General features: G+C 67.8%; 19 protein-coding genes. 5 read left to right on the forward strand and 14 right to left on the reverse strand.

Translation table 11 applies throughout. From position 1 onward, the window contains the following. Positions 1–128: 128 nt before the first annotated feature. The 7 genes from AC0VYP_RS03880 to AC0VYP_RS03910 all read right to left on the reverse strand — a co-directional run bounded on the left by AC0VYP_RS03880 (position 129) and on the right by AC0VYP_RS03910 (position 6,621). The gene (locus tag AC0VYP_RS03880) at positions 129–491 is read right to left on the reverse strand and encodes a hypothetical protein (protein WP_475472527.1); all 363 of its coding nucleotides are present in this window, start codon (positions 489–491) and stop codon (positions 129–131) included. Positions 492–568: 77 nt separating this feature from the next. After that, entirely contained in the window at positions 569–1,528 is a 960-nt protein-coding gene (locus tag AC0VYP_RS03885) for an oxygenase MpaB family protein (RefSeq protein ID WP_475472528.1), read from the reverse strand. A gap of 161 nt (positions 1,529–1,689) precedes the next feature. After that, on the reverse strand, positions 1,690–2,649 hold the full coding sequence (locus AC0VYP_RS03890; protein WP_285761260.1) for an oxygenase MpaB family protein: 960 nt from the start codon (positions 2,647–2,649) through the stop codon (positions 1,690–1,692). 52 nt (positions 2,650–2,701) lie between these two features. Further along, positions 2,702–3,289, reverse strand: a complete 588-nt coding sequence (locus AC0VYP_RS03895) for a GTP-binding protein (protein ID WP_285761261.1) — start codon at positions 3,287–3,289, stop codon at positions 2,702–2,704. Next, entirely contained in the window at positions 3,270–3,644 is a 375-nt protein-coding gene (locus tag AC0VYP_RS03900; RefSeq protein ID WP_475472530.1) for a DUF742 domain-containing protein, read from the reverse strand. Before AC0VYP_RS03900 ends, AC0VYP_RS03895 begins: the two co-directional genes overlap by 20 nt. 11 nt (positions 3,645–3,655) lie before the next feature. Beyond that, positions 3,656–4,102, reverse strand: coding sequence for a roadblock/LC7 domain-containing protein (locus tag AC0VYP_RS03905; protein ID WP_475472532.1), 447 nt, complete (start codon positions 4,100–4,102; stop codon positions 3,656–3,658). Next, positions 4,099–6,621 carry a sensor histidine kinase gene (locus AC0VYP_RS03910; protein ID WP_475472533.1) on the reverse strand — a complete coding sequence of 841 codons (2,523 nt, stop codon included), beginning with the start codon at positions 6,619–6,621 and terminating at the stop codon, positions 4,099–4,101. The genes AC0VYP_RS03905 and AC0VYP_RS03910 overlap by 4 nt, the downstream gene beginning before the upstream one ends. A gap of 628 nt (positions 6,622–7,249) precedes the next feature. On the opposite strand from AC0VYP_RS03910, the gene AC0VYP_RS03915 reads away from it, so the two are divergent. Continuing rightward, a complete protein-coding gene (locus tag AC0VYP_RS03915; RefSeq protein WP_475472535.1) occupies positions 7,250–8,215 on the forward strand; it encodes a VanZ family protein in 966 nt (321 codons plus the stop codon). A 24-nt stretch (positions 8,216–8,239) separates the two neighbouring features. Here AC0VYP_RS03915 and AC0VYP_RS03920 read toward each other — a convergent pair whose 3' ends face one another. The 4 genes from AC0VYP_RS03920 to AC0VYP_RS03935 all read right to left on the reverse strand — a co-directional run bounded on the left by AC0VYP_RS03920 (position 8,240) and on the right by AC0VYP_RS03935 (position 13,356). Continuing rightward, positions 8,240–8,635 carry a DUF3592 domain-containing protein gene (locus AC0VYP_RS03920; RefSeq protein WP_285761892.1) on the reverse strand — a complete coding sequence of 132 codons (396 nt, stop codon included), beginning with the start codon at positions 8,633–8,635 and terminating at the stop codon, positions 8,240–8,242. Positions 8,636–8,707: 72 nt separating this feature from the next. Next, a complete protein-coding gene (locus AC0VYP_RS03925) occupies positions 8,708–9,382 on the reverse strand; it encodes a hypothetical protein (protein ID WP_285761893.1) in 675 nt (224 codons plus the stop codon). A gap of 31 nt (positions 9,383–9,413) precedes the next feature. After that, positions 9,414–11,240, reverse strand: a complete 1,827-nt coding sequence (locus AC0VYP_RS03930) for a substrate-binding and VWA domain-containing protein (RefSeq protein WP_475472537.1) — start codon at positions 11,238–11,240, stop codon at positions 9,414–9,416. A 676-nt stretch (positions 11,241–11,916) separates the two neighbouring features. Further along, positions 11,917–13,356, reverse strand: coding sequence for a GuaB1 family IMP dehydrogenase-related protein (locus AC0VYP_RS03935; RefSeq protein ID WP_285761896.1), 1,440 nt, complete (start codon positions 13,354–13,356; stop codon positions 11,917–11,919). A gap of 211 nt (positions 13,357–13,567) precedes the next feature. Between AC0VYP_RS03935 and AC0VYP_RS03940 the strand changes: the two genes are divergently transcribed. Continuing rightward, positions 13,568–14,476 carry a CDP-alcohol phosphatidyltransferase family protein gene (locus AC0VYP_RS03940; protein ID WP_475472538.1) on the forward strand — a complete coding sequence of 303 codons (909 nt, stop codon included), beginning with the start codon at positions 13,568–13,570 and terminating at the stop codon, positions 14,474–14,476. Positions 14,477–14,522: 46 nt separating this feature from the next. Here AC0VYP_RS03940 and AC0VYP_RS03945 read toward each other — a convergent pair whose 3' ends face one another. Beyond that, positions 14,523–15,635 carry an acyltransferase family protein gene (locus AC0VYP_RS03945; protein ID WP_285761898.1) on the reverse strand — a complete coding sequence of 371 codons (1,113 nt, stop codon included), beginning with the start codon at positions 15,633–15,635 and terminating at the stop codon, positions 14,523–14,525. Between the two features lie 313 nt (positions 15,636–15,948). Here AC0VYP_RS03945 and AC0VYP_RS03950 point away from each other — a divergent pair, with 313 nt between their 5' ends. Beyond that, on the forward strand, positions 15,949–17,643 hold the full coding sequence (locus AC0VYP_RS03950) for an amidohydrolase (RefSeq protein ID WP_475472540.1): 1,695 nt from the start codon (positions 15,949–15,951) through the stop codon (positions 17,641–17,643). 74 nt (positions 17,644–17,717) lie between these two features. Next, the gene (locus AC0VYP_RS03955; protein WP_285761900.1) at positions 17,718–18,515 is read left to right on the forward strand and encodes a M48 family metallopeptidase; all 798 of its coding nucleotides are present in this window, start codon (positions 17,718–17,720) and stop codon (positions 18,513–18,515) included. Positions 18,516–18,560: 45 nt separating this feature from the next. Here AC0VYP_RS03955 and AC0VYP_RS03960 read toward each other — a convergent pair whose 3' ends face one another. Together AC0VYP_RS03960 and AC0VYP_RS03965 are read right to left on the reverse strand one after the other, a co-directional pair. Then, the gene (locus AC0VYP_RS03960; protein WP_475472542.1) at positions 18,561–19,499 is read right to left on the reverse strand and encodes a threonine ammonia-lyase; all 939 of its coding nucleotides are present in this window, start codon (positions 19,497–19,499) and stop codon (positions 18,561–18,563) included. A 50-nt stretch (positions 19,500–19,549) separates the two neighbouring features. Further along, positions 19,550–21,727, reverse strand: coding sequence for an elongation factor G-like protein EF-G2 (locus AC0VYP_RS03965; RefSeq protein WP_475472544.1), 2,178 nt, complete (start codon positions 21,725–21,727; stop codon positions 19,550–19,552). Between the two features lie 225 nt (positions 21,728–21,952). On the opposite strand from AC0VYP_RS03965, the gene AC0VYP_RS03970 reads away from it, so the two are divergent. Continuing rightward, positions 21,953–22,777 carry an alpha/beta hydrolase gene (locus tag AC0VYP_RS03970; protein ID WP_285761903.1) on the forward strand — a complete coding sequence of 275 codons (825 nt, stop codon included), beginning with the start codon at positions 21,953–21,955 and terminating at the stop codon, positions 22,775–22,777. The last annotated feature ends 39 nt before the right edge of the window (positions 22,778–22,816 follow it).

Consider the following 22,816-nt stretch of genomic DNA (forward strand, 5'->3'; position numbering starts at 1 on the left):
CTAGGCGTACATCGCGATGGACTCGCTGAGGCGCCCTGCCGTCTGCCGGCTTCGCCCGAAGACGAGCCGTCGTGCCCCCTGGCATGCGTTCGCTCCGTCAAAACAGCGCACGCCAGAGGGCACGAGGATCAGAGATGCACGCCGCCGTGGATGTCGCGGGCCTGGACAACAGCGCCGGTCACGGTTGCGTTGACCGTGTTCGTGACGTCGCCCCCGTCCGTGCCGAAATGCGGCCGAAGCCCGTCGGTCAACGACCGCACCTCGGAGGCGACGGCCTCGACGGCGGTGATGTGCCCCGCGAGTTCGCGCACGGTGTCGGGGTCCTCTCCGTTCTCGTCGCGGGCGGCCTCCAACGCCGCCCACGCCGTGGGGTGCTCCGCGAATCGCTCCCTGAGCCTCTCGCGGAGCGCGACCAGAAGCTTTCGCGCGCCGTCGGAGAGATCCCCGGCGACCTTGCCGGCGACAGCGGTCGCGATGCCGACCTTGTCCATGAAAGGGCTCCTCCGACTCGAAGCGGACGTGACCACGTGGTGCGCGCGTTCCCACACGACGGTCCGGTGGCGTGGCCTCAGATCTTGTGCACGGCCACATCTGGGGAGAGAGCCTGCCCGGGGATGGGAACGCGGGAGCTGGTCCCGGGGATTTCGACGGTGGCCATTCGGTGCGGGACCGGGCAGCCCTTGGGGAAGGTGCCGATACGGCTCGGCTCGTACCCGTCGGGGTAGCTGATGATGTTGGGGTTCTCGCTGGCGGGCCGGGGGACCTCGCGCGGCGGCATCAGTCGCACCACCCTCGCCCGGATGCGCAGGCTCAGGTGTGCGACCGCGCGCCAGAACCGGGACGGCTCGTCGTAACGGAACGCCCTGATCAGCGAAGGGTCCAGCAGGGCCTTCGTGAAGGGGCGTATCACGGGACGCTGCGCCTTGGGGTAGAAGTTCACCATCAGTTCCAGGGTGGCGTCGGAGACCGCGCGCCCGCCATGGCTGTAGGCGAAGTGCTTGCGCTCGTAGGTGTCCAGGAGGTCGGCGAATCCGGCGTACGTGAGGGGAATGTGCTTGATCCCCATGTGCCGCCCCAGCCGACGGTAGTAGTTGGTGCTCGCCCGGATCTCGTGGTCGGTCAGCTTGCGCCAGCCATAGCCCAGATCGTTGAGCCAGCGCACCGGGGTCACCACGAAGGTGCTCAGGACGTAGCGGTAGTCGTCGTTGCTGATGTCGTAGGAGCGGTGCATCTGGTTCATCCGACGCAGCGCGTCACGGCCCCGGCCCGGCTCGAAGCCGAACCGGAGCATGTCGTTGAGGAGCAGTGCGGTGTCGTCGTAGCGGTGCTGGGTGCGGCCGGTGAACTCCCGGGTCGCGCCCAGGAGTCCGCCGATGCTGGGCACCGCATACGTCCGATACAGGGCCAGGCCCAAGGCCTGCTCCACGTCCCAGGGAAACTCGTGCTCGCTGATGATCTGAAGAATGCGCTGGCAGTCAGTCTCGGGGTCCAGACGGTGGATTTCGTCATACCAGTCGAAGCGCTTCATACGGGGGCTCTCGCTCGTCTAGCGGTCAGTCCGGATGATCAGGGAGCCGGGGCCAATGGTGGCCCCGCTGTCATTAGAACTACCCGTTAGCGGCGTGTCGGTATCCCATGGAAAAAAGGGTTCGCGCACTCATTCCCTGAAATATTCGGGGCGTGTCGCGCCTATGCCCGCTTTCCTGCGTCCTGAGGGGAAAGTGCCTGGTCAGGGGCTGGTACCCGGGATCCCGTCTCGGGGATTTCGACGGTGATCATGTCGTGGGGGACCGGGCAGCCCGTGGGGAAGGTGCCGATACGGCTCGGCTCGAACCCGTCGGGGTAGCTGATGATGTTTGGATTGTCCTTGTAGCTGAACGGTTCCACCCGAGGCGGCATGAACCGCACGATGCGCGAGCGCAGCCGCAGCGCCCGGTGGCCGGCGCTCCTCCAGAACCACGAGGCCCGCGGATAACGCAGCGCCTCCAGCAGATGCGCGTCCATCAGGCCCTTGGTGAACGGCTCCACCGCCCAGCGCACCCGTGCGGGGAAGAACCCGACCATCAGTTCCAACGTGGTGTCGGCGACGGCCCGACCGCCCTCGCTGTAGGCGAAGTGCTCGCGTTCGTAAGTGTCCAGGAGTTCGGCGAATCCGGCGTAGTCGGCGGGGATCTCCTTGATCCCCATGTGCCGACCGAGGTCGCGGTAGAAGTTGGTGTGCGCGATGATCTCGTGGTCGGTCAGCTTGCGCCAGCCGTAGCCCAGATCGTTGAGCCAGCGCACCGGCATCACCGCGAAGGTGCTCAGGACGTAGCGGTAGTCGTCGTTGCTGATGTCGTAGGAGCGGTGCATCTGGTTCATCCGACGCAGCGCGTCACGGCCCCGGCCCGGGCCGAAGCCGTGCCGGATCATCTCGCCCATGATCAGTGCGGTGTCGTCGTAGCGGTGCTGGGTGCGGCCGGTGAACTCCCGGGTCGCGCCCAGGAGTCCGCCGATGCCGGGCACCGCGTACGTCCGAAACAGCGCCATCCCCAACGACTTGGACATGTCCCAGGGGAACTCGTGGGCGACCAGGATGCGTACGATCTCCTGGCAGTCGGTGTCGGCGTCCAAGCGGTGGATCTCGTCATACCAGTCGAAGCGCTTCACACTGATTCCCTTCCGACCTGACCGGTTCCGTCTGCTGGCGCGTACCGCGCCGTCATACTCCTGCGGGTACCGAATCCACCACGTGCTGGATCAGCGTCACCAGTACTTCTTTGCCCGATTCCCGCTCCCTGGCGTCGCACAACAGCACCGGTACCCCCGCACCGATGCCCAGGGCGTCGCGGACCTCCTCCGTCGAATAGGAGTAGGCGTCGTCGAAGCAGTTGACGGCGACGACGAAGGGGATGCCGCGGCGCTCGAAGAAGTCCACCGAGGGGAAGCAGGTGTCCAGGCGGCGGGTGTCGGCCAGGACCACGGCGCCCAGGGAGCCGGTGGCGAGTTCGTCCCACATGAACCAGAAGCGTTGCTGGCCGGGGGTGCCGAAGAGGTAGAGGACGAGTTCGGGGTTGATGGTGATCCGGCCGAAGTCCAGGGCCACCGTCGTGGTCGTCTTGGCCTCCACCCCCTTGAGGTCGTCCACACCGAGGCTGGCCTCGGTCATGATCTCCTCGGTGCTGAGCGGGGTGATCTCGCTGACCGAGCCGACCAGCGTCGTCTTGCCCGCGCCGAAGCCCCCGGCGATCAGGATCTTGAGGGCCTGGGGGATGGGAGCGGTGTCGGGTTCAGAGTCGTTGGATGCCATCGAGTACCGCCTGAAGTATGTCCCGGCCGACCGGGCTCTGGCTGGTGTAGGGGGCGCGGGCGAGGACGTGGCCCCGGCCGATCAGATCACTGATCAGTACCTTGACCACGGCCACGGGAATGTCCATGTGTGCCGAGACCTCTGCGACCGACAAGGGACGCCGGCACAGCGTGAGGATCGCCAACTGCTCGGGTTCCAACGCCATTTCGTTGACATCGGAGCGGGCCGCGATGACCACGCTGATCATGTCCAGCCGGACCACGTCACAGTTCTGTCGTCCCCAAGTCAGGATGTAGGGCCTGACCGGTGAATTGGTCGCGTCGATATCAGGTTCGGGGGCGTGCCCGTCCGGCATGGTCCCTCCTGCTATCGCGTGGTTTTCTCGGTCGCCTGCCCGATCGTGCCTTCTGGGGCGCTCGGAAGATGGCGGGGGGCGGAGTCGAGTGAGCGGCCGACTTGGTTGACGAGGACGTTCATTTCGTAGGCGATGAGGCCGACGTCGGATTGTTCTTCGGCGATGAGGGCGAGGCAGGCGCCTTCGCCTGCTGCGGTGACGAAGAGGTAGGCGTGGTCCATTTCGACGACGGTTTGGCGTACGGCGCCGCCGTTGAATTGGCGGCCGGTGCCGCGGGCGAGGCTTTGGAAGGCGGAGGCGACGGCGGAGAGGTGTTCGGCGTCTTCGGTGGTGAGTTCGGTGGATTTGCCGATGAGGAGGCCGTCCGCGGAGAGTACGATCGCGCATTTGGCACCGACGGCGCGTTCGACGAGTTCGTCGAGGAGCCAGTCCAGGTCCCGGGGGGCGTTGTTCGTCACGGTGTGTTGGAGTCCTTGTCGGTGTGGTGCTCGGTGTCGTTGGTGCGTTGTTGTTGTCCGGCGAGGCGACCGCGTCGGGTGCCCTGCTGGAACGCCGACATCGTGCGACGCAGTCTGGTGGAGCGCTCCGCGTCCTCGTCTGCCGGTGGCTCGGGGGTGCTGGGGGCATTGTCGTCGAGCAGCTGTGGGGCCAGGTTGGCCTGGGGAGTACGCCGAGGAAGCTCCGGCCGGATGTCGTAGCCCACCGGTTCCTGCTCCGGTTCAAGGTCCTGCTCCGGTTCGGCCGCGGGGGCCGGTTTCACCATTGTGATCTCGGGCTGGTGGCCGGGGAAGGCGTTGGCTCCCGGATCGCGGCGGGGCAGCAGGCCCAGGGGGCTCGTGGACCCCGCGGTCGGCCCGGTGGAGAGGGCGTCTTTGTCCTCGTCGGAAACACCCTCGGTCGCCTGGTCCTCGGTGTTTCGCGCACCGGCGGGCACGCGCGCTGCGACCCGCAGCGGTCGTGTGGTGGAGCCGCGGGTGATGGAACGCGACGGAAGAACCGGGTTCTTTGCCGCGGGGGCGGCCTCCAGGGCCGGGGCTTCGTCGGTGATGAGTGTGGTGGGGAGGAGGACGATTGCTTGGACGCCGCCGTAGGGGGAGGCGCGGAGGCGGACTTTGATGTTGTGGCGTTGGGCGAGGTGGGAGACGACGAAGAGGCCGAGGCGCATTTTGTCGTTGAGGCGCATGACGTCGAATTCGGGGGGTGTGGTGAGGAGGTGGTTGGCGGTGGTGAATTCGTCGGGTTTCATGCCCAGGCCGCGGTCTTCGATTTCGATGGTGACGCCGTTGGGGACCTGTTCGCTTTTGAGGTGGACGTGGGTGTGGGGTGGGGAGAAGGTGGTGGCGTTGTCAACGAGTTCGGCGACGAGGTGGATGACGTCGGCGACGGCGGTGCTGGTGAGGTTGACGCGGGCGATTTGTTGGCGTTTGACGCGGGTGTAGTCGCCGGATTCGGAGATGGCGCCGCGCAGGACGTCCATGAGGGGCATGGGGTGGTGCCAGGTGCGTCCGGGGCTTTGGCCGCCGAGGATGAGGAGGTTTTCGGCGTTGCGGCGGGAGCGGGTGGCGAGGTGGTCGAGTTTGAAGAGGTCGGTGAGTTGGTCGGGGTCTTCTTGTTCGCGTTCGAGTTTGTCGAGGAGGCGGAGTTGGCGGTGGACGAGGGTTTGGCTGCGGTGGGCGATGTTGAGGAAGACGCGGTTGACGCCTTCGCGGAGTTGGGCTTGTTGGATGGCGGCTTGGACGGCGGTGCGTTGGGCGGCGTTGAAGGATTGGGCGACTTCGCCGATTTCGTCGTTGGCGACGTCGAGGTCGGGGACTTCGGTGTGGAGGTTGACGGGTTCGTTGCGGCCGAGGCGGTCGATGAGGGCGGGCAGGCGCCGGTCGGCCAACTCCTGCGTGCCGTCGCGCAACCGGTTGAGCCGGTTGACGACCTCGCGTGAGGAGCGCATCGCGAACACCGGGACCAGCACCGACACCAGGGCCACGCCCAGACTGCCCAGCACTGCGGTGAGAATCGCCTCGTCGGCGACCTCGTGCTGGATGATGTTGGACTGCTTGGCCTGGACCGAACCGATCTCGGTGTAGGTCGCCTTGATCGGCGCGTAGAGTTCGCGCCACTCCTGTTCGTCCACCGGCATGGACAGGTCCCGTTCGATCTCCCCGGTGAAGACGTTGTACTCGGCCGCGACCTCGCGCTGGACGATCGTGTCCATCAGTTTCGACAGTTCGATGTACTCGGGCTGTTCCCACAGCTCGGTCATCATCCTCTGCGGTTCGGGCGTGAGGTGCTTGTGGACCGTGGTCATCTGTTCGCGGTAGGACCCCACGAGCCGGATGAACTCCTGCTGGTCGGCGACGCTCAGCTCATCGGTGGCAAAGGCCCGGGACAACTGCGTGTCGGCCTGGGCGAACAGGTCCAGCGCCCGGAAACCGTAGGTCGCGCTCAGCCCCGGACCGATCGAGGCGGACGAGGGGATCCGACGGGCCTGGGTGTCGAAGAGGTCGGCGCCGGCCATGGTCAGACCGTTGTAGTACTCCTGGACCTCGCGCCGCGACGCCTGGCCCGCATCCACCCGGGCGCGGACCTCGGGGATGGTGTCGAAGCGTTCCTGGAGGTCGGTGATCCGCGCCTGCACGGGCTCGGAGGCCAGCGGCATCACCTCGCGCAGCGAGCCCAGGACCTCGCTCATGAGTCCGTCGGCCTCTTCGCGGATCTCCCGGAGGGTTTCCCGGTGCTCGTCAGGGCGTTCCAGGTAGGCGATGGTCTCGGAGCGCTCGTCCATCACCGCCACGAGTGCGATGGCCGAGGGAAGCATCCGCTCCTCGCTGCTGTTGGCGACCACGTACTGCACGAAGGCGTTGTAGGCGAGGTAGCCGCTGACGATCAGCCACAGGACGACGAGGGCTGCCGTGGGCGCGAGGACGATTCTGCGGAGGCGGGACCTGATCGAGGTGTGCCGCCTCTTCTTGGTTTCCTGCACTGCTCTCCTATTGTCCGTTGACCTCTGCGCACGTCGGGACGCGGCGAAGAAGTGATCGACGCCGTGGGGGGATTGCGGCATCGGTGGATCCCATAGGGGTGGCGCGGATCCGTGTTCGCGCCGCGGCACGGGGGGTGAGTGTGCCGGGGCGCGTGCCGGTCGAAAGCCCTACTGATCCATCAGGGGGGCGGGCCCAGGAATCCGGCCATCGGATCGTACCTTGCCCGGAAGAGACGCATTCACCACTTGATGGGGGTATCTGGGTAGTGGGTCCGGTCTGTACACCATGCCAACTGGATTTTTGTCGATGGTCTGCTTGACCGAATCTGCGTTGTTCCGGTGAATCGTGATTGCGAAGAACTACCGAATGGTTACCACCCGTCCGATGATTGGAGAATAAAGAAGGAGAGGGTGCGCCAGTCAGGGCCTATGCCGCCAATCTCCTGCGCTGGGACGGTTTTCCCGTTAGCCTTTTGGACTTATGGGAGGGTTTTTCGGCGGGTCGCCGGAGGTTGCGGGGATCGCGGTGCCCGGTGTCGTGTTCGTGACGCTGGTGGGATCCGCGCTTTTTCTGGCGCGTCAACATGATCGTTACGGTCGGCTCAGAGGATGGCCGGGACAGGTCACCATGGCCGTGCTCGCGGTGGGAGCCGGTTTGGTGGCCTATGCGGTCTGGCCGCTTCCCACGAGCATCGACGGTCTGTGTGCCCTCGACGGCGGCGCTGCCGTCGAGCTGATGCCCGGCGCCACCCTGTCGTTCTCGGACCCCGTGCGCGTCGTCGCCGGGATCGGCCTGTTCGCGTCGGTGGGCCTGCTCGCCCGTTACCGTTTCCGACGCGGTGCGCCGGCTGCCGCCGGCCTGGGGACAGGAATCGCCACAGTTGTGGAACTGGTCCAGTTCAGTGCGGTCGTCGGCCTCTACCCCTGCCCCTACCGGGTGGCCGCCGTCAACGACGTTCTGCTGGGAACGGTCGGAGCGCTGCTGGGGTGGGCGCTGGGACTGCCGGCGGTGCGATTGCTGCCGCGTGGCTGGCCGGCCGCGATCCCCGATTTCCTGCCACCGGGGTTGGCGCGTCGGGCACTGGGACACGCCCTCGACGTCGGCCTCTGGTTGTTCGGATCGCTCACCCTCGTCGCCGTTCTGACCGCGATCGGTCCGGTCGCCGCGGACGGTCCCGTTTCGACTGCCGTCCTCGTCACCCTCGCCGTCCTGGGCGGCCTGGTGCTCCCCCAGTTGCGTGCGGACCGTTGCCCGCCGGGCCGGGCAGCGGTGCGCCTGGCCCTGGTCGGGCCGGGCCCGCCCGCTCCGGCCGGGCGGTGGCGAACGTTTCTGCGCGCGGTACTGCTCTACGGCCCGGTGGTCACCCTGTTCGTGCTGGGCCTCCCGTGGTGGGCACTGGTGGTCGCCGCCATTCAGGGCTCCTGCGCTCTGGTCCGGGGCGACCAGGCCGGGCTCGCCGACCTGCTCGCCGGAACCCGGGTCGCAACCCGCGTCGTGGTGCGCGGTGGCCTGCCGGATGCATCGGTGCGCTATGTCCGGCCTTCCGAGAGCGGCCCCGGTCCCGTCGAGCGATCGCGGGTCGCCTCTTCGTGAACACGCCGCGCAAGGGATTCGTCGTCATGTCCAGGCGAAGAAGCCCAGCGCCGCGCCGATGATCACCAGGCCGCTCGCCAGGCCCATGAACATGCCGCGTGGCCACGCACTCAGCCAGGGCGCGGCCACCACCCTGGCCTTTTCGGGATGATCGGGGTTGTAGCAGACGGTGACGAGGTCACCGTAGCGGGCCGCCGCCCACGAGGTGTTGTCGTGCGTGGTCAGGACCTCTTCGCCCGACTCGGTGTGAAAGCGCACGATCATTCGCGAAGTGCCGCTGGTCTCCTGATAACCCACCACCCGGGCCTCGGTGTGCTCGCCGCGCGAGCGCAGCAGCCGGGCGCCGACGATGTCGCGCAGTAGCCAGGCCATTGCGGCCAGGCCGATCCCGATGGGCAGCAGCGGGTAGAGCAAATCCATGGCAACACCGTTGAGTGGTCGACGACAGTACGGTTTCGGTGGCCGCTCCCGACGGGACCGGCCACCGGACGGTCAGTGCGTGGGTTGGCCCGGTGGGGTCTCACCTGTGCCCAGAACGCCGTCGGCGATCTGTTCGCCGATGTCCACCCCGTAACCGATGCTCTCCAACTCGCCGGCGAGGTGCTCCACGGCTCCGGGGTCGGGGCGGGTGCTCAGGAGCGCCCGGAAGCGCCCGGTCGCCGCTTCGAGATCGTCGGTCGCCGCGTACATCCGGTGGCGGACCTCGCCGTGACGTCCTTGGAGGTACTGGGACTGCTCGTACCCTCCGGGGTGGGCGACCAGCGAGGAGACCCGATGTGCGATCTCCGCGGAACGTTCCACCAGGTGCTCGATCGAGTCGGCGATCTCGTTGACGCGCCAGACCATGCGGTGTGCGGTCTCCGACAACGGCCCCGTGAACAAGGGGGCCGCGAGTTCCTCGAACGCGACCGCGGCCTCGTGCGCACGCGTTGCGCAGGCGGCGTCGGGGTGGGCCGGCGCCGCCTGCGCGAGTCCGTGCGGGGACTGCCCCGCAGCAATGTCCCCGGGCTGGCTGAACAGGTAACCGAACACGACGACCGCGGTCAACCAGACGATGACGCCGATCACGACCGCCGCGTATACCGGTAGTCCGATTGCCCAGGCGAGGCCACCCGCGATGGCCCCGGAAAGGAGCCGCCACGGGTGGGTGAACTTCTGCGACTGCATGCCGTTGTCGTCCTCGTCGAATCGGGCGGGGCTAGAAGTTGGAGATCACGGCTTCGAAGATCTTGTCGATGCTCTCCGGATCGGAGGAGTCGTAGGCGGCGGCGTTGGTCGCCTTGGCGATCGCCTCCATCGTCTCCAGGTCGGCGCCCTCACCGTAGCCGATGGTGAAGATCCGGACCCCCTGCTCACCTGTCTCCACGCTGATCTGACCGATGAGGTCGTCCATGCTGATGCTGTTGGGGTCCTCGTTGCGGCCGTCGGTCAGGAACACCACGGCGTTGATGGCGTCGTCGCGGAAGTTCTCCGTGACCATCTCGTAGGAGGCCAGCGCGGTGTCGTACAGGCCGGTACCGCCGCCCGGGGGCAGACCCGAGATCTGCTCGGTCAGTTCCTCCCGTCGAGGAGAACCGTTGATCTGGGCGTCGAGCGGCCCCATCGGGACCAGTTCGCGCCAGTCCTGGCCGCCGTCCTCCAGATTGGTGCTGAACATCCACAGTCCCAGGTGGTCGGTGTCGGAGAACTGGTCGAGAGAGGAGGTGGCCGCTTCCTGGGCCAGGGACAGCTTGTTCTTGCCGGTGCCGCCGACTGCCTCCTGCATCGACCCGGAGGTGTCGATCACCAACAGGACGTTGGCGGGCTTACGCAGGTCGGCCCAGTTCTCCAGCATCTCGCCGAGCACACCCGACGACGGGGGAGTGAGCAGTTGCGTGGGTTCCTGAGCCAGTACGCCGTTGTCCTGGGTCAGCTCCTCGCCGGTCCCGCCCTCGGCGTCGCGGAAGAAGTTGTCCTTGAACTCCTGCTGGGCCTTCTCCGCCAGCAGGTACTCCAGGAATCCCTCGGCGGCCGGGCGCTTGGCGTCGTCGATCCAGTCCAGGACCACGTAGGGGTGGTCCGACATCAGGGTGCCCTCGTCGGGGTAGACCGCGGCCAGCGGGACGTTCGGCGCGCTTCCCTCACCTGCGGTCTCGGGGTTTCCGGTGGGGTTGCCCTGGTTGTAGTGCACGACCGACATCTCCTCCACCGCGACGGCGGAGATGTAGGAGAGTCCGCGCCCCTCGGCGTCGGCGCGCTGCAGGTTCGACAGGAATGTCAGGGTGATGTCGCCGTAGTGCACGATCGAGCGTTCCACACCGCTGACGAAGGCCCGGGTCTCGCTGTTCTCGATGTCGGCGGAGGTCAGGTCCGAGGTCAGGCCGGTGGCCGCGAAGTAGGAGCCGATCGTGGCGTTCAGACCGGAGGTGGAGTAGTTCGGGTTGGTCTTGCCCATGCGGAACTCCCCCCACTCCGGATGTCCGTAGGAAGCCCAGCCCTCGTCGTTCTCCGACAGCTCCAGAAGGTCCGACCAGCCGAGCTTCTCCTCGGGCCAGCCCAGAGCCTCGGCCATGGGCCGCGGCATGGCGATCACCAGCGGCGAATTGGCGATGGAGGGGGCGTCCTGGGGGAGCAGGCCCGCCATGTCACCGGCGGTGGCGCGGTCCCGGGCGATCTGCACCCACCCTGAACTGGCGGGGGACCACACGTCGGGCTGCGTGCCGTACTCGGCTTCGTCCCAGGTGCCGTTCTGCAGTGCTTCCAGGGTGACGCCGGAGGACTGGTCGATGATGGAGACCTCGGCGCAGCCGCCCTCGACCTTCGTGCCGCTGTAGTCCTCGGCGAACTGCTTCATCAGCCCGGCCTTCTCGGGGGAGGCCGCCACGGTCAGTTCGATCTTGTCGCCCGAGCAGCCCAGCAGGGAGGGGAGTTCCCCTCCGGTGGACACCCACCGAACCGCCGCGATGACCACGATCGCGACGACCGCCACGATGACGTAGGGAACCAACCGCCGGTGCAGTGGTGCTGGTGCTGCTTGGTATGACATCGGGTCCCGTCCCTCGGCTGCTTCTGCTCCCTTTAGAGGCAGGCTAGAGGTTCTGGGTTGCATTACGGACGCGAAATAGTGCAATCGCGGAGAAAGAAGATATCTGGCGGTATATATCGGATATGGGGAACCCTGCGCTCTCCAGCAGGAACAGTGCTCAGACAGGTACGTCGGAGGCGGGGACCCGCGTTCCCAAACCGTTTTTCCACGAGACGGATCAGAGCGGAATGCACCTCCTCCACGGGACGGTCGGGGGGTGAGGGTCCGCCAGTCCGGCGCGACGGTTGACACCACTGTGAACAATGCCGAACCGGTGACCGCGACGTCGAGGTCACCGGGCAGTTCGCCCTCGTCAACCAGGTCCTCCAGCAGCTCCGGGATCACCCGGATGGCCTTGGCGCGGGTCTGGAGGACTGGTCTCGTACCATGCCTGGCCGGTCCGCCACGTCTCGGCCATCAGGAGCCGGGCCAGTGCCTCATGGGCGCCGACGGACTCCAGCTCCGCGCGCAGGACCGCCGCAAGTGCCCGGCCGCGGCGGATAACGCGCGCACGCTGCCCGTGGGTATTGGCCCGAGGCGGACTGGGACACAGCTCACCCCGGGGCGGGGCTGCCCGGCAACCCACCCGGGCAGGGGCGCCGCCGCAGCGGGGTCCCTGCCCGGTGGAAGCGAACGACTACCAGCTCGTCGGAACCGGCTGTCCCTCGCTGTATCCCGCCGCACTCTGCACCCCGACCGTCGCCCGCTCGCGGAACTCCTCCAGGGTCGTCGCGCCCGCATAGGTCATCGAGCTGCGCACCCCCGCCACGATCTCGTCGATCAGGTCCTCCACGCTCGGGCGCTCGGCGTCCAGATACATCCGACCGGTGGAGATGCCCTCCTCGAACAGCGCCTTGCGGGCACGGTCGAAGGGGGAGTCCTCGGCCGTGCGCAGCCGAACCGCGCGGGCCGAGGCCATGCCGAAGCTCTCCTTGTACAGCCGCCCCTGGGCATCGCGCAGGGCGTCGCCCGGAGACTCGTAGGTCCCCGCGAACCAGGAACCGATCATCACGTTGCTGGCGCCGGCGGCCAGCGCCAGGGCCACGTCGCGAGGGTGACGCACGCCGCCGTCGGCCCACACCGATCGGCCCAGCTCACGAGCGGCCTCGGCGCACTCCAGCACCGCAGAGAACTGCGGTCGGCCCACGGCGGTCATCATCCGTGTGGTGCACATGGCCCCGGGACCCACGCCGACCTTGACGATGTCGGCCCCGGCCTCGATCAGGTCCCGGGTTCCCTGCGCGGTCACGATGTTGCCCGCCACGATCGGCACGCCCGGCTCCAGGGCGCGCACCGTGCGCAGTGCGGAGAGCATCTTCTCCTGGTGCCCGTGGGCGGTGTCGATCACCAGCGCGTCGGCGCCGGCCGCCAGCAGCTCGGCCGCCTTGCCCGCGACGTCGCCGTTCACGCCGACCGCCGCGGCCACCCGCAGCCGGCCGGCGGCGTCCACGGCCGGCTGGTACATGGTCGCGCGCAGTGCTCCGGTCCGGGTCAGCACCCCGACCAGGGCCCCTTCGGGGTCCACCACCGGGGCGAGTCGGTGCCGGAAGTCGTGGAGAGTGTTGAACGCCTCCTTGGGGTCGGTGCCCGCGGCCACGGTCAAGAGGTCGCTGGACATGACCTCGCGCAGTTGGGTGAAGCGGTCCACCCCGGTGCAGTCGGCCTCGGTCACCACGCCGAGGGGGCGACGCTTGTCGTCGATGACGATGACAGCGTTGTGGGCCCGCTTGGGCAGCAGGTTCAGCGCGTCGCCGACCGTACCCTCCGGGCCGAGCGTGATCGGGGTGTCGTGCACCAGGCTTCGCTGCTTGGTCCAGGCGATGACGTCGGTGACCACATCGATGGGGATGTCTTGGGGAATAACGGTGATCCCGCCGCGTCGTGCTACGGTCTCGGCCATCCGACGTCCGGCAACCGCGGTCATGTTCGCCACGACGATCGGGATGGTCGTGCCGGTACCGTCATGTGATGCCACATCGACATGCATCCTGGACTCCACGGCGGAGCGCCTGGGAACCATGAACACGTCGCTGTAGGTCAGATCCTGAGTCGGAACCTGGTTGTTCAGAAAGCGCACGCTGCTCCTCGGTCGTCGCGGCCGGGGGCGGGGACTGCGGGCGCCGGCCTGGACACACCCCGAGTACGCCCCTCCATTACTTCTTGATTATGTCCGCGCAGACCGTGACGTGTGGCACCGGCCCGGTCGCGTCCGGAGCCCACCCACGCCTTCCCCCGCGCGCGTCGCACGTGCGGCGGTTTCCGCGCCGGGGCCCTCGCAGGAGAGATTGATGACGCGCTTCACGCTCGATGACGTCCGGGAGCGGACCTACAAGCAACGCGATGCCTGGTGGACGGTCTTCCTGGTCAACCCCTTGGCCGGTCGGCTGGTGGTTGCGACGGCCAACCGCACGTCCCTCACCCCCAACCAGCTCACGGTCGGAGCAGGACTGTTCGGCCTGGGCTCGGCGATCTGCTTCGCCATGGCCACCTGGCCGTGGCTGGTGGCCGGGGCCCTGCTCTTCCACCTCAGTTTCGTACTGGACTGCATGGACGGCAAGATCGCCCGTCTGAAGGGCACCGGCACGGTGTTCGGTGCGTGGGTGGACTTCGTCTTCGACCGGATCCGGTTCTTCGGATGCATGCTCGCGCTCATGATCGGCCAGTGGCTGCACACCGGTGAGATCGTCTACCTGCTGCTGGCCCCGGTCGCGACCTTCGTCAACCTGTTGCGCTACCTCAACGGCCCCCAGATGGGCAAGACCCGGGCAACCATGCGCACCCGCCTCGCCGAGGCCGAGGCGACCGGTACCGTCACGGTGCAGGACACCGACCCCGAGGCCATCGAGGCCGCGCCGATGGCGGGCGACGAGGGCGACGAGGGCGACGAGGGCGACGAGGGCGACGAGGGCGACAGCGCGGCCCAGCCGGCACAGTCCAAGGGCAGGCTCGCGCGCATGAGCGCCGCGCTGAGACGCCACCGGGTCCGTATGCACCTGTTCAGCGGCATCGAGTTCGAGATGTTCGTCTGCGTCGTTGCACCGCTCACAGCGGTCGTCTCCCTGTTCACGCCGCTGGACAGCCTCATCGTCGCGGTCGTGGTGCTCTCCTGTGCGGCACTGCTGGTGTTCGAAGCGGCACTGGTCGCCCGGTTGTGGGCGGAGACCCGCCGGTTCGAGAAGAAGATTCGCACCTACTGAGGGCTGCGCCGCCGAGGTCGGAGGAACGACCTCGGCGGCGCTGTGCTCAACCGCCGGCAGGAGCGGTCGCGCGCTCGTCGGTCCTGCGCCCGTCCGACGCCGCCGTCACAGGGGGGTCGTCGGGTTTGATGAGCCAGTCCGCCCGGGGTTCCACGACGGGGCGCAGGACGGCCCGCAGCGGGCCCCAGCACAGCAGCAGTGTCAGGGCCACCGCCATCACGATGTTCAGGGCCAGCGCGGCGAGCCCGTCGGCCAGGGAGTACCAGCCGAAGTGCTTGATCACCTGGAGGACGAGGCCGTGGCCCAGGTAGACGAAGAGCGTGTAGGCACCCAGCCGGGTGAAGACCGTGCGCCGACGGGGCACCGCCGCCAGGAACGCCGCGGTCATCACCAGCGCAGCGATCATGAGGGCGACGCGTAGCACCAGTGCCGGGCCGAGAGGGTCGATGTCGCGGTCGAGCAGGCTCTCGCGCCAGTACAGCGATTCCACCGACAGCCGCTGGGAGACCGGGACCGCCACCGCCGCTGCCGCCACGAGGACCAGCCACCCCACGATCCGCACCCAGATCGGCTTGAGCAGGTCGAAGTGTTCCCGACGCAACACGAGGCCGATCACGAAGAACGGCAGCATGGACAGGACCCTGCCGATTCCCAGCGCCGAGCCGACGTTCACGAAGGCCGTTGCCAGCGAGATCGCCACGGCCACCGCGACCGGCCAGCGCAACTGGTTCCACACCGGAACGCTCAGTCGCCAGATGAACAGGGCCACCAGGAACCACAGGGTCCAGGTGGGGGTCAAGGGGGAGTCGGGGGAACCGCGGTCCATCAACTCGGCCAGTCCCACGTGGATGACCCAGAAGATCAGATAGGGCACGGCCAGCGCCAGGACCAGCTTCTCCACCCGCCGGGGAGAGGCGTCGAAGGACCTCGACAGGTAGCCGCTGATCAGGATGAAGGCCGGCATGTGGAAGACGTAGATCCACAGGTAGAGCGTGTCCGCGCCGAGAGAGCCCCGCAATGGGCCGATCGAGTGTCCGATCACCACGAGAACGATCAGGAGGAACTTCGCGTTGTCCAGAAGCGAGTCGCGTCCTTGACCGCTGGGCGGTGGTGCGGCGGAAACGGGGTCGGGCTTGGCGGCGATGGGGGTCGGGGCCACGAGATCTCCGGGGCTGTTGTCGCACGGTCACTTAGAGGAACGTGCTGTGATTTGGCCAAGGTGAACCTGGGAATCTGCTGGGATTAGGATCTAGAGGGTACCCCTCGGACACGTCTCAAACGTTGTCCGATGGTAGAAAGTGAGTTTTGCCCGTGTCATGTGCGGTTGTGAGTCACGGGAGACCGCAGGAGTAGGCTCACTTGCCGGTCGCCGTGATTGAGATCTGTGCCCGCAGGCGAGACAATCGCCGGGGTGGCTGGTCCTCGGGCTGTATTCATGGCCGCCGTCGCGGTCCCTGTCGGAAAACGATGTCATGAAGGCGGTGGCGGCAGTGCCCCAGGCGGTCGATCCCCAGCGTGTCGCCGAACACGGCGGCGAGGTCATGCGGCTCGTCAACGAGATCTTCCCCCTCGTTGAGGGGTTCTACGTGGACCTGCACCGCAACCCTGAACTGTCGCACCAGGAGAACCGCACCGCCCGCGCGGTCGCCGAGTGGCTGTCCCGAGCCGGTTTCGAGGTCGAGACCAACATCGGCGGAACCGGCGTGGTGGGGGTGCTGCGCAACGGCGACGGCCCCACGGTGCTGTTGCGCGGGGACATGGACGCCCTGCCCATCGAGGAACAGACCGATCTGCCCTACGCCAGCACCGCACGAGGGGTGGACGCCGACGGTCAGGACGTGCCGATCATGCACGCCTGTGGACACGACGCCCATACCGCCTGCCTGGTCGGTACCGCCGACCTGCTCGCCAGCTCCCGCGACAACTGGCGCGGCACCCTCATGATCGTCGCCCAGCCCGGCGAGGAGACGCTCGACGGGGCCGAGGGAATGCTCCAGGACGGGCTCTACGAGCGCTTCGGCCGACCCGACATCGCGCTGGGGCAGCACGTCGGCCCCCAGCCGGCCGGCATGATCGTGCACCGCGCGGGCGTCATCCTGGCCTCGTCGGCCACCTACCGGGTGCGGATCTTCGGACAGGGCGGTCACGGGTCCCAGCCGCACACCACCATCGATCCGGTCGTCATCGCCGCGACCATCGTCACCCGGCTGCAGGCCATCGTCGCGCGAGAGATCAACCCCAGCGAGATGGCCGTCATCACCGTCGGGGTGCTACGGGCAGGGAGCAAGGCCAACGTCATCCCCGACGAGGCCTACCTGGAGATCGACACCCGCGCTCTCAACAACAAGGTCGCCGAGCAATTGCGCGCCTCCATCGAGCGCGTCATCACGGGGGAGGCCAGGGCGGCCAACGCGCCCCGCGACCCCGAGATCACCCTCACCCACTCCGGCGGCGTCACCCGCAACGACCCCGGGCACACCCGGGCGCTTTCCGCCGCGCACCGCGCCTACTTCGGCGACGCCTACGTGGTGGACATGCCGGAGCCCTTCACCGCGACCGAGGACTTCGGCCGGTTCGGGCTGCCCGACGATCCCAACCCCATCCCCTACGTCTTCTGGTTCGTGGGGGCCACCCCCCACGAGGTCTGGGCGGCGGCGCCGGGCACCACCCCCTTCGACAAGATCACCGGTGTGCCGGGCAGCCACTCCGCGCGCTTCGCCCCTGACCGCGAGCCCACACTGCGCGCCGGCCTTGCCGCGCTGACGCTGGGCGCGCTGTCCTACTTGGCCGCACCCACGACGGAAGACGACTCCGACGACCCGCACGCCTTCGTCCCCACGGCGTGGTCGGAGACGGAGGCTGCTGCGCCCGGGGCCGACGACTGGGACGATGAGAATCCGGTCGAATCCACTCAGAACGCAGACATGGACGCCCTGCTCGGCGACGACGAGGACGAGGGCGAGTCCACCCAGAGCGCGGGACCGGAGGATTTCTTCGACGATCCGCCCCCGCCCATGCGCGGACCGACCCAGGGCACGCAGACCGGACCCTCGGATTCGTTCCGCCCTCCGTCGGGTCCCGCCTACTACGCGCCGCCCCCTTCCGGATCCCCGATTCAGGCACCGCCACCCCTTCCCGGCACCGATCCCGACGACTACCGGATCTGATCCCGGTACGACCGATCCCCTGACCCGACCTGGCGAACCGGCCGCGGGAGCATCCCGCACAACAGAACGGCCTCATGACAGTGTGGCTATGGGGAGATCGCCTGAGACGGCGGGCCCTGCGGCATCCGCAGGAGAATCTGCTGCTCTGGATCTGTGTGGCGGTCACTGCGCTCACCCTGGTCGGCGCGGCCAACCGGGCGATCGAGGGTGACACGGGGCAGCCACTCATCATCCTCGGGATCCCCGCCCTCGTCTTCTTCGTGCGGGGTCAGCTCTATGCCAGACAACGGGTCAACGGGGTGCGCATCACCGAGCGCCAGTTCCCCGAAGCGCACCGGATGGTCGTGGACGCCGCCCGGGCGTTCGACCTGCCGAGAGTGCCCGATGCCTACGTCGTGCTGGGCAACGGCCAGATCAACGCTTTCGCCTCCGGCCACGGGTTCCGGCGCTACGTCGCCCTCAACAGCGATCTGTTCGAGATCGGCGGACGGCTCCGCGACCCCGACGGGCTGCGTTTCATCATCGGCCACGAGGTCGGCCACATCGCTGCCGGGCACAGCTCCTTCTGGCGGCAGTTGGGCATCTCCATCGCCAACATCATCCCGGGCATAGGCAGTTCCCTGGGGCGTGCGCAGGAGTACACCGCCGACAACCACGCCTACCAGTTCTGTCCGGAGGGGATGGAGGGCCTGCGCGTGCTCGCTGCCGGAAAGTACCTGTACCGGGAGGTTGACTTCGACGAGATCGTCGCGCAGGCCGAGGTTGACCAGGGGTTCTTCGTGATGCTGGTGAACTTCCTGTCCACCCATCCGATCAACACCTGGCGGTTCGCCGCGCTCAAGGACCGAACCCAGCCGGGCCGGGTCTTCTGACGTCCGACTTCGGGCGCCGGCCCCCACGGCCCGGCGCCCGGGCCGTTACAGGGACCCAACCAATTCGGGGTCGAAGTTGTTGCCGGTCAGTACGGTCGCCACCCGGCCTCCGGGGATGCTCCGGTCGGCCAGGGCGGCGATTCCCACCGCCGCGGAAGGCTCCACGATCAGCCCCAGGCAGTCGCGCAGCAGCCGCAGCGCGTCGAGGATCGCCTTCTCGTTGACGACCAGCATGTCGTCCACCACCTGGCCCATCCAATTCACCGCCTCGGCCACCGCGACCCGTACGGCAATGCCGTCCGCGCTCGTGCGGACGGTCTCGGTGGACAAAGGCGCCCCTGAACGCCAACTGTGCGCCATTACCGGTGCACCCGCCGGGACCACCCCGATCACCCGGGTCTGGGGCGAGCGCGACTTGAGCCAGCGCCCGATTCCCGAGATGAGCGCCCCGTTGCCGACCGGCACCAGAACCGCGTCCAATCGCAGCGGTGCCAGTTCCAGCCCGATCGTCCCTGCGCCCTCGGCGATCCGGGGTTCCCGGCCGTCTTCGACGAACACGCACTCCTCGCGCCCCTCGGCGTAGGCGCGGGCTGCTTCTTTCGCGCTGTCGAAGTCCGCACCCTCGACCACGACGCGGGCTCCCAACTCGCGCATCCGGGCGATCTTGGTGGGACTGGCGGTCTTCGCGGCGAACACCCGGACCGACAGTCCGCGTTCGCGGGCCACGTAGGCCAGGCCCTGACCGAAGTTCCCAGCGGACGCACAGACGATGGCGCGGGTTTCCTTGGTGTCGCGCAGCAAAAAGTCAGCGCCACGGCCTTTGAAGGAGCGGATCGGATTGAGAGTCTCAAGCTTGAGAATCGTTTCTCTCCCCACCCGCCTGGACAATGTTTCGTCGCAGATCTGTGGAGTATTTCGAAAAATAGGGTTGATGATCCGGGAAGCAGCTTCGATTCGGTCCAAACGGAGGGTATCGATCGACATGTGCGCATGGTAGATCCGCCCGTGTCTTTACGGGGCGAATTCGGTGACGCTTATCGCCGTCCGGCAGCAATCCCCTCACCCTCGGCGGCCTCGGCATACCGGTGCGCAAGCTGCGTAGGCAGCGGCTCGTGCCGCAGGTAGTCACGGCTGAAGGCGCCCGTCCCATGGGACAGGGAGCGCAGGTCCACGGCGTACCGTGCGATTTCCAACTGCGGGACCTCGGCCTTGATCAGGATGCGTCCCCCGGGTGCCGGTTCGCTGCCGACCACTCGCCCGCGGCGTGCGGACAAGTCGCTCATCACCGCTCCCATGCAATCGTCGGCCACCAGTACCGACACCAGATCCACCGGTTCCAGGACGCACACCCGGGTGCTCTCGGCGGCGTCCTTGAGCGCCAGGCGCCCTGCCTTCTGGAACGCCATGTCGGAGGAGTCCACCGAGTGGGCCTTCCCGTCGTAGAGCGTCACCCGCACATCCACCATCGGATACCCCGATAGCACGCCCAGCTCCATCTGCGCACGTACACCCTTCTCCACCGAGGGGACGTACTGACGGGGAACCACTCCGCCGACGATTTCGTCCACGAACTCCACTCCGGCTCCCGACGGCAACGGCTCCACCTTGATCCGGCAGATGCCGTACTCGCCGTGTCCGCCGCTCTGTTTGACGTTGCGTCCCAGTCCGCGGGACTCGACAGAGAAGGTCTCCCTCAAGGGAACGCGGACCGCGTCCGTCTCCACGGCGACCCCGTAACGGTTGCTGAAGCGGTCCAGGGTGAGGTCGAGATGGGCCTCACCCATGCACCACAGCACCATCTGATGGGTCTCGGGATTGACCTCCACGCGCAGCGTCGAGTCCTCGGAGGTCAGCCGGGAAAGCGCCTGGACGAGCCGCTCCTCGTCGGCATCGTGGACGGCATGCACCGCGGTGGGCAGCAGCGGATCGGGAAAAGCCCAGGGCGTCATGCACAGGGGAGCGTCCTTCTCCGAGAGGGTGTCGCCGGTCTCCGCCCGCGTCAGCTTGGCGACCGCACACACGTCCCCCGCGACGACCGCGCCGACCGGATCGGTGCGCCGGCCGGTGGGGACGGTCAGCGGCCCCACCCGCTCGTCCGCCTCGTGGTCCTGGCGCCCCCGGGCGGCCGACCCGTGCCCGCACACGTGCACGACGGTGTCGGGACGAAGGGTGCCGGAGAACACCCGGACCAGACTCACCCGGCCGACATAGGGATCGGTGACCGTCTTGACCACCTCTGCCAGCAAGCGGCCGTCGGGGTCGCAGGACAGGGCAGGGGCAGGCCGACCGTCCGCCCGGGTAAACGGGGGCAGTGGCCGTTCTGCGGGGGACGGGCAGGCCAGCGGCAGTTCTGCGCGCAGTTCTGCGACCCCGACCCCGCTCAGTGCCGACAGCGCCAGGACCGGGTGGAAACCGCCCCGTGCCACCGCCGCCTCCAGGTCGGCGACCAGCATCGCCCGGTCCAGGTCCTCACCGGCCATGTAGCGATCCATGAGCGTCTCGTCCTCGCTCTCCTGGATAACGCCCTCGATCAGTTCTGTGCGCAGCTCTTCGTTCCGGGCCACCAGCTCCTCCGGTGGTTCTCCCTCGACCCGGGGACCGGAGGAGTAGTCGTGGTAGCGCTGGGAGAGCAGACCGAGGAGACCACCGACCGACCGTTCGTCCCCCTCCCCGGTCATCACCGGTACGTAAGCCGGGACCACGCCGGGGCCGAACACCTCCCGACACTGCTCGACCACCCCGGCGAAGTCCGCACGGTGGTGGTCGATCTTCGTAACCGCCACCGCCCGGGGCATGCCCAACACGGCGCATTCCTCCCACAGCAGTCGAGTGCGCCCGTCGATACCGTCGGTCGCCGAGACCACGAACAGGGCTGCATCGGCGGCGCGCAGTCCGGCGCGCAGTTCGCCCACGAAGTCAACGTAGCCGGGGGTGTCCAGGAGGTTGACCTTGACATCACCCACCCAGACGGGCGCGACGTCGAGGTTGACCGAGCGTTGCTGCCGGGCCTCCGCCTCGTCGTGGTCGCTGACGGTCGTGCCCTCCTCGACCCGCCCGGCCCGATTGAGCACCCCCGACTCCACGAGGAGCGCTTCCACCAGGGTGGTCTTTCCGGAACCGGAAGGACCGACCAGTACTACGTTGCGGATGTTCTGTGGTCGGCTTGCCCTGGGGCCCCTCCCGTCGGCCGCCGAACCGGATCTGTCCGCCATGCTCACCACTCCCCACGGGGTGACGTCGCTGCCCCGCCCCGGATGTGACGTGGGCCATTACCACCGTTACTCGCATACCCAAAGATGACAAGAGGGATGCGAGGTCAGAAGTCCGGCAGGCGTCCGCCGGGCGGATGAGGAGCCCGCAACCGCGCGGGCGGGATTGGGGACAGGGGACACGTTCCGCCGGTTCGTTCCCGGGACCGAACGGGCACGATGGAACGTGTGTCCGATCTACTGCATGATCAGCTCCCACGTCCGGAACCACGCAGGCAGCGGCTGACCACGAGCGACGGGGTCCACATCGACTCGGTGTTGCGCAAAGTGGGAACCAGGACGGCCGCGGTCGTCCTGGCCAACGGGTTCACCGGTACCTGGCGCAGCCCCAACACCACCATGATCGCCGACCGGATGCTGGCGGTCGGCGACGTCATGACGTTCGACTTCCGCGGTCACTACGATTCCAGCGGTGAGTGCACGGTGGGGGACCAGGAGGTCCTCGACCTCGAAGCAGTGGTCGCCCACCTGCGCGAAATCGGCTATACCCGGATCGCCACCGTGGGCTTCTCCATGGGAGCGGCCGTGGCGGTGCGGCACGCGGGGATGTTCGGCGGGGTGAGCGCGGTGGTCGCGGTCAGCGGTCCCAGCCGCTGGTTCTACCGGGGGACCGCGCGGATGCGGTTGCTGACCTTCGGTGTCGAACAGCCGGTGGGCCGGCTGTTCCTGCGACTGGCCCGCAAGGTCCGCGTGGTGAGGCGCACCTGGGAGGTCATACCGCCCGACCCCACCGAGCTCGCCGGGGCCATCGCCCCCGCCGGACTGCTCGTGGTGCACGGCGACGCCGACAGCTACTTCCCGGTCGAGCATGCCCGCCGCATCCACGAGGCGGCCGCCGATCCCAAGGAGCTGTGGATCGAACCGGGAATGGGACATGCCGAAAGAGCCATGACCCCGAAGCGGGCCGAACGCGTTGCCGTGTGGCTGGAGCCCTTCCTGTGTTCTGCTTCCGATCCCGCAGGGCCTGCCGGAGATGACCGCAGGGACGAGTGACCCGGTCGTGTGCGCCCCCCGGATCCAGGGAAACGAGCC

It is taken from the genome of Nocardiopsis sp. iso_186 (assembly GCF_056173365.1).